Consider the following 12,087-nt stretch of genomic DNA (forward strand, 5'->3'; position numbering starts at 1 on the left):
GGGGCATGGCGGTATAGGTGATGGACGAGATGGCCGGCGCAACAGGAGGAGTGCACATGACGAGGGATCCGGAGTCGGTGTCGTGTGTCGAGGCCGGGCGTACCACCTGGAACTTCACCGATCCGTGCCGACTCGAGATCGAGAAGCTCGACGACGAGGGCGGCGACGATGCAGTCCTCGGCTTCTTTGACGCGTTGATCGAGATGTCGGGTACCACGGCGCTTACGGCTCTTCTCGGGTGGAAGTCGGCATCCGACATGCGGACCGAGTCGCGGGCAGCGAGCAAGGGGTCCCGACGGTCCGGTTCACGAGCCCACCACAAGCAGACCAAGCAGATCGAACAGTCGCGGCAGATTGTTGCGCGGTGGGCACGGGAGATGTCCGTCGGATATCGTAAGCTGCGTCGATAGACGATTCGTTGCAGAGTGTGCAACAGTCGGGGTTGCGGGCAGTCTGGGTTGCGGGCAGTCGGGGTTGTGGCAGTCGAGGAGGTTCCGGTGGGTGGACGTCGCACACTGGCGAAGCAGAGTGCCCGCAACGAGTTCGCGTTCAAACGCGCGCTCGTCGAGGCACGTAACGAGGCAGGGCTCAGCCAGACCGATCTCGCACGCCGCATGGACGTCAACCGCAGCACGATCAGTCGCTTCGAGAAGATCGACAGCGACCCCCGTCTGTCCGAGATCGTCGAGTACGCGATGCACGTCGGCCGTGTGGTCGAGATGAGGCTGCAGGGATCGACCCCGATCGCCGATCACGATGGCAACGATCTCGCGTTGGCCGGCCTGAACGAGCAGGTGTTCGTCGCGAGCGTATTGGCCGACGCGGCCGCGGCAACATACCGCCTTGCGCTACCAGCGTCGGAGCAGGTCATCGGACTGATGCACGGTTTCCTGGACGCGGTCGAGCGCAGCCGGGACGAGGTCGGCGCGCGCGCTGCCGTAGCGCCGTCGACCGGCGTCGTCCGGTACCTGCTGAACGCATGGATGGCATTGAGCGAGAACTACGTTGCCGTTACACGTCAGTCCGCGGCCGCGCTCGACCTGGACCCCTACGCAACATCGGTCGCACTCGTCGACGCGCTGGCGATTGTCGAACAGCTGCGTCATGCCCGGATCTCCGACCCGGATCTGGGAGCTCGCACGGCCGCCTTGCTGAGGGCATGCGACGCCGCTGCGGCGACGCTGCGTAAACGGTCTGCGATCCGGCAGACCAGCGACGACTACATTCTGGCGATCCGACGCAGTGACTTGGCGGTGCGTGAACTCGATCCGGACAATCCGGCGTCTTTGCGCGCATTCGCCACGGCCGTCGACGACTATGCCGGCGCGTCGGAGCGACTCGTCGAGTTCGCCGAAAACGCCATCGCCGCGCTGCCCGACGACGGAACGTTCTTCGAGATGACCTTCGACCAACTCGAGTCGACCGAGTCGCATCATGCCGAGTGGATGGAGTTCCTCACCCCGTTGGCGCAGCACCTTCCAGCGGTCGCCGACGAGATCAACGCCGTGCTCGCCGTGCTCGCCGCGACGATCCAGAGATCCAGAAGTCTGCGTCGACGTATCGCGAGGGAGCGGCTGACCACGAGAACGGTGGGCGTCTTCTGGGAGGACGTGACGCGCTTCGATCCGGCCGAACTTCGGGTCGTCGAATCGGTGGAGGCGTCCGCGTGAGCAGTCGCGTCGCTTTGGCACACTGATCGACGTGTCCGATCCCATCTCCGTTCCGCCGCTATCGGTGCAGGTCATCGACATCGACGATGCCGACGACCCGCGGGTCGACGACTTTCGCGACCTCAACTCGGTGGACCGGCGCCCCGATCTGCCGGCCCTCCCCGGCGGTCGCAAGGGCAAGGGCCTGGTGATCGCCGAGGGTGTGCTGGTGGCGCAGCGGATGGTCGCATCCCGATTCACGCCGCACGCCTTCCTCGGCGTCGACAAACGGCTCGCCGAACTGTCCGCGGACCTCGCCGCGCCCGCATTGTCCGGGGTGCCGTTCTTCCGGACCACGCCCGAGGTGATGGCCGACATCGTCGGCTTCCACCTGAATAGGGGAGTGCTCGCCGCCGCACGCAGGCCCGCGCCCCTCGACGCGGATGAGGTCCTGGCCGCAGCCACAACCATCGCGGTGCTCGAAGGCGTCAACGATCACGAGAACATCGGCAGCATCTTCCGCAACGCGGCCGGTCTCGGCGTCGACGCGGTGCTGTTCGGCGCCGGCTGCGCCGACCCGCTCTACCGCCGATGCGTGCGCGTCTCGATGGGTCACGCCCTGCTGGTGCCCTTCGCGAAGTTCGACGATTGGCCCCGCGATCTCGGCATGCTCACCGACCACGGGTTCACGTCGGTGGCGCTCACCCCTCGGCCCGATGCGGTGGCGCTGGCCGACGCGGTGGCCGCACCGCGAATCGCGTTCCTGGTGGGCGCCGAGGGGCCCGGTTTGAGCAACACGGTGATCCGCAGGGCCGATGTGGCCGCGCGGATACCGATGAGCCGCGGCACCGATTCGCTCAATGTGGCGACCGCGGCCGCGATCGCCTTCTATGAGCGGGTGCGGTCGGGCACGATGAACGGGTGAGCGCACTCGACGTCGAGCCGGGACACGGCGAACCGACGCCATGGGCCACCGGCCTCACGGTGGGCACCTTCTGCGCGCTGTTCGGCGCGCTGCTCCTCGTCGGCCTCTACTCGCTCATCGCCGCGATGATCCCGCAGCCGACGTTGGCCCGATGGGTGGGAGTGGCGGCGGCGCTGTTCGTCGCGGGCGGCCTCGGGTGGACCTTGTGGGCGATGCGGGACCGGCCGGTGTGGCGGTGGATCGTCTGGGGTGCCCTGATCGGATTCCTCGCCGGCGTCGGTTCCTCGGTGGCGTTGCTCGCGCTGGGACGATGACGTCCGGTTCGAGTCAGTTCTTGCCGAAACCGAAGTAGCGCGCGATACGCCCCAAACCGTGCGCCTCCGTGTCGGCGCCGCCGTCGACCTGCCCTTCGAACTGTCCGTGGGCCGAGGGCACCTCCTCACGCGCCCGTGCGGACTCGGTCGCGGAGTGGTAGCGCTCGGTGTCGGCGGCGGTGGGCTCATAGTCGGCCGGGTGGATGCTGAAGCCGGTCACCGGTATCAGCGCGGGGTCGAGATCGGTGGGCGCCAGCGGCCGGGTGAAGCGGAAACCCAGCCACTGCCTATTGGATTCCTCGGCGAGTTGCTGCGGGTGGAATGGCAGCGCCAGCGGATCCGGTGCCACGCCGGGCGCATAGCGCAGCGGATGTTCCCCCGCCCAGAAGGGACGTTCGAACGGGAATGGCAGCCCCTCGTCCTCGATGATGTCCACCGGGTCGGCCGCGAAAGCCCGCTGCAGCGTGCCGTTCTCCCATCGGGCGAACGCCCCCGTCGCCGAGGTGGGATCGGTGTGCAGCAACGTGGCCGTCGCCGACTCCGGGATCGCGGCGCGCTCGCGGAGCGAGTCGACGGTGCGCGTCAGCGTGGACGGCCGTGACGTGGCGAACAGCGAGCAGGACAGCACGCTCAGCCGGCCGTAATAGCCTGCGTACACGTGGCTGTCGGCGGATTCGGCCGCCGCTGCCAGGGTGGTGTCGACCGAGGGGAGCAGGACGCTGTCGCCGTAGATGGCCGCGGCCAAGCGGTGTGCGGCGGTGACGTCGTTGGCCACGCCGGCGCGCAGTAGCCCCGCGGCGTCGTCGGTGTCGATGAACCAGAGTGTGACCGCTCGTGCTGACATCAGACCCGCGGCTCAGCTGTTGCCATTGCTGCGGACACCGAGCAGAACGTCTTCCCACGCCGGAACCGCCGGCTTGCGCGATTTGCGGCGCCGATGAGCCGCCGGGGTGGCGGGGTCGTTGTGCGTCGAGGGGTCGTTGTGAGTCGAGGGATCCGCGAGGTCCGGGGTCGGCGACCCGGAGTCGTCGGCCAGTGTGTGCTCGCCCTGGTTCGCCTCGCCGGGACCGGCGGGCTCCTCTGCGCCGGGTTCGGCCGGAACGTCGAGGTCGGCGTCGAAGTCGAGCGTGTAGGCGTCGTGGTCGGCGCGACCGATGTGGCGGGTGCGCTGGGCGCCGATCAGTGCGTCGGCATCCAGGGTCACCTCCTCCCGGCCGTCGGTGTCCACCTCGACCGCGGGCACGATCGGCGGAGTACTCACCGGGGTGAGACGGCGACGGGGCTCGATCAGATCGGGGTGGGTCAGCTCCTCGGCGAGATCGTCGAGCGGGTCGGCGGTACCGCCGTGCGAACCGGGCTGGAAACGCCAGTGTGCGTGGTGGTCGGTGTGGCCGAGCTGCCAGTTGACCTGGACCACCCAGAAACCGTCCTCGCCCTTCCACGCGTCCCAGTCGGCCTCCGATGGGTTGTAGCCGTAGGCAACGAGGCTCTCGGTGACCACGTCTCCGAGGTTCGACGCCGACGGCCCGTCATGCCGGATGGGGTGGGCCAGCGCCGCGAGCTCGGTGGCACGGGTGCGTTCGAGGAGAACCGGGTGGGCGAATCGTTCGATCTTCTCCACCGGAACCCCGGCGACTGCCGCGACCTCCGCGACGCTGGCACCGGCCCGGATGCGGGCCTGGATCTCACGGGGACGCAGGGAGGAGTCCATTTCGATCTCGATCTGTCCGAGGCGGGAGAGGTCACCGCGCGCGGCCGCACGCAGCCGTTCGTCGGCGTCGAGCGAGAAACGCTCACCGGACTCGGTGTCCTGGCAGATGACATGCGTTCCGTCGACGTCTACGCCGACGACTCGAAGCTCACGCATCTGCTCCTCCTCCGGTGACGATGGGTGCGGGCATTGGGGTCAGGTTAGACCACCGATACCGGCGCAGCCGTCGGGACACGCGGCAAATCCGCAGGTCGACAAGGCTGGGGCCCTCGGGGTTGATGATACGGAAGGCGCGGGGGTGGCGCGTGTGACTGTTGGTGTGATTTCGGGGGTTGAGGGCGAAAGGAGACCGGGTGGAACCCTCAGAGCCGCTCGACGACGAAATCGATGCACTGGGTGAGCTTGGTGACGTCCTCGGGATCGATGGCCGGGAACATGCCCACGCGCAGCTGATTGCGGCCGAGCTTGCGATAGGGCTCGGTGTCCACGACGCCGTTGGCGCGCAACGTCTTCGCGACGGCCGCCGCGTCGACGTCATCGGTGAAGTCGATCGTGCCCACCACCTGGCTGCGTAGCGCGGGGTCGACGACGAACGGCGTCGCGAACTCGCTGGCCTGCGCCCAGGAGTACAGGCGCGAGCTGGAGTCGGCGGTGCGCGAGACGCACCAGTCCAGCCCGCCGTTGCCGAGCATCCACTGGATCTGGTTGTCCAGCAGCAGCAGTGTGGCGAGTGCGGGCGTGTTGTAGGTCTGGTTCTTCGCGCTGTTGTCCACCGCGGTCGGCAGCGAGAGGAACTCCGGGCACCAGCGGTCGGAGTGGGCGATCTGATCGGTGCGCTCGAGTGCGGCCGGGCTCATCAGCGCGATCCACAGACCGCCGTCGGAGGCGAAGCACTTCTGCGGGGCGAAGTAGTAGACGTCGGCGTCGGCCACCGACACCGGCAGCCCGCCCGCACCCGAGGTGGCGTCGATGGCCACCAGTGCGTCGTCGGAGCCCGCGGGGCGGGTCACCGGGACGGCGACACCCGTCGAGGTCTCGTTGTGGGCCCAGCCGATGAGGTCGACGCCGCCGAAGTCGTCGGCGGTCAGGGCGGTCGGATCGGGTGCGGTGCCCGGGTCGGTGGCGATCACCGACGGGGCGTCGAGGAACGGGGCCTTCTTCGCGACCGTCGCGAACTTCGACGAGAACTCGCCGTACGTGAGGTGCAGCGAGCGCTGCTTGATCAGGCCGAATGCGGCGGCGTCCCAGAACGCGGTGGTGCCGCCATTGGACAGCACCACCTGATACCCGTCGGGCAGCGAGAACAGGTCGGCGAGCCCGGCGCGGATGGAGCCGACGACGTTCTTGACCGGTGCCTGGCGGTGGCTGGTCCCGAACACCGACGCCCCGGTGTCGACCAGGGACTGCAACTGCTCGGGACGCACCTTGGACGGTCCGCAGCCGAAGCGCCCGTCGGTGGGCAGCAGGTCGGCGGGGATGGTGATCGGTGCGGTGGCGGTGTCGCTCATGGCCGCAAGTCTAAGGATGTGGCCGCCGCCACTGCGTTCCGGCCCCGGGCTCTTGTGGCTCGCTGAACGGGCGTTTAGAGTGCTGAACATGCGTTCAGCGCACCAGCGGCCGCTCCCTGCCGACGACCTCACGACGCGAGCCCGCATCCGCGACGCGGCCGTCCTCGTCTTCGCCCGGGACGGTTTCGGGGCGACCGTGCGTGCCGTGGCCGCCGCCGCCGGGGTGAGTCCGGGCCTGGTGATACATCACTTCGGCAGCAAGGCCGGGCTTCGCGCGGCCTGCGACGAGCACGTGCTGCGGGTGACCCGGGACGCCAACCGCGACGCGGTGGCCCCGCCCGCCCCCGCGTCGCCGATCGAGCGGATTCTCGCGCAGATGGACGATCTGGGGTCCGGCGCCGAACGGCTCCTCTACCTGCTGCGCAGCCTGCAGGACTCCGGACCGGCGACGCGCGACCTGCTCGATCATCTGGTTGCCGACGCCGAGGTCACCCTGCGGTCGGGAGTGGCGGCCGGCACCGTCGTACCGTCGCGCGACGAGGCGGCGCGCGCACGGTTCCTGGTGGCACAGTCGCTGGGCACGATGCTGGTGGACCTCGTGATGCACCCGCCCGCCGAATGGTCCGACGCCGGCGCCGTCGTCGGAGGCCACGTGGCCCGAATGCTGGTTCCCGCAACCGAATACGCGGTCCACGGGGTGATGGCCGACGAATCGCTACTCGACGCGGTGCTGGCCTGGCGCGAGGAACACGGTGAAGCCCATGCGTGAACTATCCGAAAGCAACTCGCGCGCAGACGATCTCGTCATCGACGTCTCCGGCCTCACCAAGCACTTCGGCAGCTTTCGCGCACTCGACGGCCTCGACCTGTCCGTGCGGCCCGGCGAAGTCGCCGGCTTCCTCGGTCCCAACGGGGCGGGAAAGTCAACGACGATCCGAGTGCTGCTCGGCATGTACCGCTACGACGCCGGACGTGTGCGCGTGTTCGGTGCCGATCCGCTCGCCGACGCGGTGGCGATCCACACCCGGCTGGCCTACGTTCCCGGTGACGTGAACCTGTGGCCGCAGCTCACCGGGGGCGAATGCATCGACCTGCTCCTCGGACTGCGTGGGGTGCGTGCCCAGGGGCTGCGCGGCAAGAACGAACTGATCGACCGCTTCGAACTCGATCCGACGAAGAAGGCGTCGACCTACTCCAAGGGAAACCGGCAGAAGATCGCCCTGATCGCGGCACTGGCGGTCGAGACCGAGTTGCTCGTCCTCGACGAGCCCACGTCCGGGCTCGATCCGCTGATGACCCACGAGTTCACCGAATGTGTGCGGGAGCGGGCCGCGGACGGGTCGGCGGTGCTGATGTCGAGTCACCTGCTCGCCGAGGTCGAGCAGCTCTGCGACACGGTCACGATCATCCGCGACGGACGAACCGTGGAGTCCGGAACGCTGGCCCACCTGCGGCACCTGCGCCGATCCCGGGTGCGGGCCACGGTTGCCGACGACGCGTCGGATCTCGCGACCCTCGACGGCGTGCACGACTTCAGCTACGACGACGGCGAGGTCACCTTCACCGTGGAGGACTCCGGATTGTCGGCGGTCACCCGGACACTGGCCACGCACGATGTGCGTTCACTCGCGGTGACGCCGCCGAGCCTCGAGGAACTGTTCCTGCACGCGTACGGCACGAACACCGATCGGTGACGAGCATGGCGACAACAGCGACCGAACGCGGACCGACGCGCATCCGAAGTTCCTTCAGCGCACGGTATTTCACGCGGCTGCCGATGCTGCTGCGGCTCACGGCGCGACGCGAGCGGATCACTGTCCCGGTGACCGTGCTCGTGTTCGTGCTGCTCAACCTCGCCACCGCGGGATCGATCGCCGCCGCATACGGCACACCGGAGAAACGTCGTGAACTCGCGGCCGGGCCGGGATCGAACGCGACGTTTCGGTTTCTGCTCGGCGACACCGTCCACCTCGACTCGACGGCGTCGGCGGCGGTGTGGCGGGCGGGACTGTTCATGGTCGCCGCCCTCGGGGTGTGTGCGGTGCTGATGGTGGTGCGCCAGACCCGCAAGGAAGAAGAACTCGGCAGGACGGAGATGGTCCGCGCCGCGGCGGTGGGCCCGTTGGCCGCGCCGGTGGCCGCCGCAACGGTGGCCGTTGCCTTCAGCGTCGTTGTCGGACTGGCCATGTCGCTCACCCTGATCCCGTTCGGCGCCCGGGGTCTCGACCTGTTCGTGGTGTTCGCGCAGTACGCGGGGGCCGGGGTCGCGGCCGTGGGGCTGGGTATGGTCACCGCCCAGATCGCGGCCACCAGCCATATCGCCAATCTGTGTGGGTCGTCGATCGTCGTCGCCGGATATCTGTTGCGTGGCATCCCCGACGCCACCGGTGGGTGGGGCTGGCTGCGCTGGGTGAGTCCGGTCGGGTGGGCCGAACTGGCCGATCCCTTCGGCGCCAACCGCCTGTGGCCGCTGCTCGCCTCGGTTGCGGTGTGCCTCGCGGGTGTCGGCATCGCCTGCGCGGTGGCGGTCCGACGCGATCTGGGTGCCGGGCTCATCGCGCCGCGACCCGGACCCGCGGGCAGCGCGCGACTCGGCTCGATGGGGGCTGTGGCGGTGCGCCTTTCGATGCCGCTGCTCACCTCGTGGCTGGGCGGGCTGGCGGTCTACGCGTTCATCGTCGGCGTCATGGAACCGTCGGTGGAGCAGCTGGCCGAGGGCAACGAGCTGGTGGAGAGGGTGCTGCGTGCGCGGCTCGGCGACATCGGGCTCGGCACGGTATTCGCCGTGACGATGCTCTCGATCCTTGCGGTGGTCGCGTGCGCATGGGCGGTCACGTTGGCCGAACGCTTGCGTGCCGAGGAGTCGGCGGCGCGAACCGAGGTGATGCTCGCGACTCCGACCTCGCGTTCGCGGTACTACTTCGCCTATGTCGCGGTCGCCGTCGGCGGTCTGATCTGCGCGGTGTTCACGGCGGCGGCGGGAATGGTGCTGGGCAACGGCGTCGCCGGTGGGGGATGGGCGGGCCCGGCGGGACACGTGGCCAGGACCGCAGGCGTGTTGCTCAGCGCGGCCTTGGTACTGGGCACACTCATGGTGGCGCTGTACGCCGTTCGCCCCGTGCTGGTTCACCTCGGCTGGCCGCTGGTGGTGGCGGCGTTGTTCCTGGGCCCGTTGTCGGGGATGTTCGACCTGCCGCAGTGGGCGATGGACATCTCGCCCTTCACCCACGTGCCGCTGGTTCCGGTGGAACCGATGCGGTGGCTGCCGGTGATCGTGATGATCTGTGTGGCAGCGGCTTTCGTGGTGGTCGGATGGTGGGGGTTCCGTCGCCGGGACGTGGGCTGAGGGCGCACGGCCCGGCGACGTGCCTCACCCGGCGATGCGGTGCTTGATTCCTCCGGCGACGTCGGCGGCGTGATCCTTGGCCTCGATGCCGAGCTTCGCCACCACCGCTGCGCGGGCCGCGGGGTCGAGATCGTCGATGGTGTCCTCGATCTTGCGCGTCGCGGCATCCACGACGGTCTTCTCCCGCTTGAGGATGATCAGGAGGGCGACGAGCAGCCCCAGGCTCAGCACGATCAAGGCGATCTTCACGTTCTTCGACATGGTCCTAACGCTTCCTTTCGGGATGCACTGCGGTGTGATCTCACTCCAGCATGCCCGCCGGAGGGGCGTTGTCGAGGGATCTGGCCCGGGTTGGTCGGCGATCCGTCACATGCCGGGTTTCACCAGCTCGCCCCAACCCTCGACGTCCTCCGGGCGCCGCGGACCCGGGCCGGTGTAGATCGCGGCCGGACGGACCAGCTTGCCGAGGCGCTTCTGTTCGAGGGTGTGTGCGCACCAGCCGGCGGTGCGCCCGCAGGTGAACATCGCGGGCATCATGTGGGTCGGTACCTCGGCGAAGTCGAGGATGACCGCCGCCCAGAACTCGACGTTGGTCTCGATGGCACGGTCGGGCCGGCGTTCGCGCAACTCGGTGAGCGCGGCCTGCTCGAGCGCGGCGGCCACCTCGAAGCGCGGCACGCCGAGTTCTTGCGCGGTGCGCCGCAGCACCCGGGCCCGTGGGTCTTCGGCCCGGTAGACCCGATGCCCGAAGCCCATCAGCTTCTCCTTGCGGTCCAGAATGCCGCGGACCAGCGCGCGGGGATCGCCGGTCTCCTCGACCTCGGTGATCATCGGCAGCACGCGGGCCGGTGCGCCACCGTGCAGCGGCCCCGACATCGCGCCGATCGCGCCCGACAGGGCGGCGGCGACGTCGGCACCGGTGGACGCGATCACCCGGGCGGTGAAGGTGGATGCGTTGAGGCCGTGTTCGGCCGCGCTGACCCAGTAGGCGTCGATGGCGGCGACGTGTCGCGGATCGGGATCGCCCTTCCAGCGGGTCATGAAACGACCGGTCACGGTGTCGCATTCGTCGATGACGCGTTGCGGGACGGCCGGCTGATGGATGCCGCGCGCCGACTGCGCCACGTACGACAGTGCCATCACCGAGGCGCGTGCGAGGTTCGCGCGGGCGGTTTCGTCGTCGATGTCGAGCAGTGGGCGATATCCCCAGATCGGGGCGAGCATCGCCAGGGCGGCCTGGACGTCGACCCGCACGTCGCCGGTGTGGATGGGCAGTGGGAACGGTTCGGCCGGGGGCAGGCCGTCGCCGAATTTCCCGTCCACCAGCAGCGCCCAGACGTCGGCGAAGGTCACTCTGTTCTCGACGAGATCCTCGATGTCGACACCCCTGTAGCGCAGGTTGCCGCCGTTCTTGTCGGGTTCGGCGATCTCGGTGGTGAAGGCCACCACGCCCTCGAGACCGGGCGTGAAGTCGTCGGGCACAGCGTTCGCCATCGCAGACCACCTATCTCCACACGACGTCGTGGGTGGGGTTCGTCGGCGCCGGGCCGGGCGCCTCTCTCAGCACTGTAAGACACCCGACTTCATGCGTCATTACGGCCGGTGTGGTCGGGGTCGGCAGGGTAGCGTCTGATCGGTGGACAGTCAGCCCATCGACCTACCCAACGAGCAGCCCATCGATCTGCCCAACATGCGTGTCGGATACGGCGGGGGCATCCCGCCCAATGTCGGCGACGGTGACCGCGCCGCCGGTGCCGACGGTGTGCGGGAGAACCTCGATCCCAGCTGGCTACGCGGCGATCCGCCCTGGCTCGACCTGTTCATGGTGTGGCTGCGTGAGGCGATCGATGCGCGGATCGCCGAACCCAATGCGATGGTCCTCGGCACCGTCGACGTGAACGGACTGCCCGCCACCCGCACCGTGCTGTGCAAGGGCGCCGACGCCGACGGTGTGGTGTTCTTCACCGGCTACGACTCCGACAAGGGCCGCGATCTTGCGACCAATCCCTTTGCCGCGGTGACATTTCCGTGGATCGCACTGGAACGTCAGGTGCACTTCCGGGGGCCGGTGAGCCGGGTGAGTGCCGACGAGACGCAGGAGTATTGGGCGAGCAGACCCCGTGGATCGCAGTTGTCGGGGTACGCGTCGGAGCAGTCGCAACCCATCGGGAGCCGCCACGAACTGGAGGAGAAAGCCGCCGCGGTGGCCGCCGAGTTCGGGGTCGACGATGACACGCCCGTGCCGGTCCCGCCGACGTGGGGCGGATTCCGTATCGAGCCGGTGTTCGTCGAGTTCTGGCAGGGGCGTGCCAACCGGCTCCACAACCGGGTGCGGCTGGAGATGATCGACGGCTTGTGGCAGGTGCAGCGGCTGCAGCCGTAGATTTCGCCCCACTCGTGTAGTTGAGGATGGCGCCGGGTGTGTGGACCGGGTCATGGCAAGTTCGTGAGAAGCGCCCGGGTTTCCTTGATGGCCTCGGTGACCGTCCGTAGCGTGGGCTTCGCCGGCAAAGAAATCCAAATCCGCTACACGAGAGGGGAATTCACATGCCCGAACCGCATCCGATCCTGAGGCGTCACCGTCGTCGAGTCTGGGACCGCCACCTGCGCCGCTGGGTGTGGGTCTGGAGCTGA

Annotated in this window: 13 protein-coding genes; 8 read left to right on the top strand and 5 right to left on the bottom strand. The window is 68.7% G+C overall.

The window, feature by feature from the left end:
* The first annotated feature begins 56 nt into the window (after positions 1 to 56).
* From ACWDSI_RS00575 to ACWDSI_RS00590, 4 genes are all read left to right on the top strand, one after another.
* Entirely contained in the window at positions 57 to 410 is a 354-nt protein-coding gene (locus tag ACWDSI_RS00575; RefSeq protein ID WP_449755327.1) for a hypothetical protein, read from the top strand.
* Positions 411 to 497: 87 nt separating this feature from the next.
* On the top strand, positions 498 to 1,670 hold the full coding sequence (locus ACWDSI_RS00580; protein ID WP_449755328.1) for a helix-turn-helix domain-containing protein: 1,173 nt from the start codon (positions 498 to 500) through the stop codon (positions 1,668 to 1,670).
* A gap of 31 nt (positions 1,671 to 1,701) precedes the next feature.
* Entirely contained in the window at positions 1,702 to 2,574 is an 873-nt protein-coding gene (locus ACWDSI_RS00585) for a TrmH family RNA methyltransferase (protein WP_449755329.1), read from the top strand.
* Entirely contained in the window at positions 2,571 to 2,888 is a 318-nt protein-coding gene (locus ACWDSI_RS00590) for a DUF2537 domain-containing protein (protein WP_449745703.1), read from the top strand. Before ACWDSI_RS00585 ends, ACWDSI_RS00590 begins: the two co-directional genes overlap by 4 nt.
* A 13-nt stretch (positions 2,889 to 2,901) precedes the next feature.
* On the opposite strand, the gene ACWDSI_RS00595 is transcribed toward ACWDSI_RS00590, so the two are convergent.
* The 3 genes from ACWDSI_RS00595 to serC all read right to left on the bottom strand — a co-directional run bounded on the left by ACWDSI_RS00595 (position 2,902) and on the right by serC (position 6,107).
* Positions 2,902 to 3,732 (bottom strand): DUF6928 family protein, encoded by an 831-nt coding sequence (locus ACWDSI_RS00595; protein ID WP_449755330.1) that lies wholly within the window; start codon positions 3,730 to 3,732, stop codon positions 2,902 to 2,904.
* Positions 3,733 to 3,744: 12 nt separating this feature from the next.
* On the bottom strand, positions 3,745 to 4,755 hold the full coding sequence (sepH, locus tag ACWDSI_RS00600) for a septation protein SepH (protein ID WP_449745701.1): 1,011 nt from the start codon (positions 4,753 to 4,755) through the stop codon (positions 3,745 to 3,747).
* A gap of 206 nt (positions 4,756 to 4,961) precedes the next feature.
* Positions 4,962 to 6,107, bottom strand: a complete 1,146-nt coding sequence (gene serC, locus ACWDSI_RS00605) for a phosphoserine transaminase (RefSeq protein ID WP_449745700.1) — start codon at positions 6,105 to 6,107, stop codon at positions 4,962 to 4,964.
* Positions 6,108 to 6,195: 88 nt separating this feature from the next.
* Between serC and ACWDSI_RS00610 the strand changes: the two genes are divergently transcribed.
* From ACWDSI_RS00610 to ACWDSI_RS00620, 3 genes are read left to right on the top strand one after another with little or no spacing between them, the layout of a single operon-like run.
* Positions 6,196 to 6,876: a TetR family transcriptional regulator gene (locus ACWDSI_RS00610; protein ID WP_449745699.1), complete on the top strand. Its 681-nt coding sequence runs from the start codon at positions 6,196 to 6,198 to the stop codon at positions 6,874 to 6,876.
* On the top strand, positions 6,869 to 7,801 hold the full coding sequence (locus ACWDSI_RS00615; RefSeq protein WP_449755331.1) for an ABC transporter ATP-binding protein: 933 nt from the start codon (positions 6,869 to 6,871) through the stop codon (positions 7,799 to 7,801). Before ACWDSI_RS00610 ends, ACWDSI_RS00615 begins: the two co-directional genes overlap by 8 nt.
* Positions 7,802 to 7,806: 5 nt before the next feature.
* Complete coding sequence (locus ACWDSI_RS00620) at positions 7,807 to 9,453, top strand: ABC transporter permease (protein ID WP_449755332.1); 1,647 nt, start codon at positions 7,807 to 7,809, stop codon at positions 9,451 to 9,453.
* A gap of 24 nt (positions 9,454 to 9,477) precedes the next feature.
* Here ACWDSI_RS00620 and ACWDSI_RS00625 read toward each other — a convergent pair whose 3' ends face one another.
* A complete protein-coding gene (locus tag ACWDSI_RS00625; RefSeq protein WP_449755333.1) occupies positions 9,478 to 9,714 on the bottom strand; it encodes a hypothetical protein in 237 nt (78 codons plus the stop codon).
* A gap of 105 nt (positions 9,715 to 9,819) precedes the next feature.
* The gene (locus ACWDSI_RS00630; RefSeq protein ID WP_449755334.1) at positions 9,820 to 10,947 is read right to left on the bottom strand and encodes a citrate synthase 2; all 1,128 of its coding nucleotides are present in this window, start codon (positions 10,945 to 10,947) and stop codon (positions 9,820 to 9,822) included.
* Positions 10,948 to 11,143: 196 nt separating this feature from the next.
* Here ACWDSI_RS00630 and pdxH point away from each other — a divergent pair, with 196 nt between their 5' ends.
* Entirely contained in the window at positions 11,144 to 11,836 is a 693-nt protein-coding gene (pdxH, locus tag ACWDSI_RS00635) for a pyridoxamine 5'-phosphate oxidase (protein ID WP_449755687.1), read from the top strand.
* The last annotated feature ends 251 nt before the right edge of the window (positions 11,837 to 12,087 follow it).

Source organism: Gordonia sp. NPDC003429, assembly GCF_053588575.1.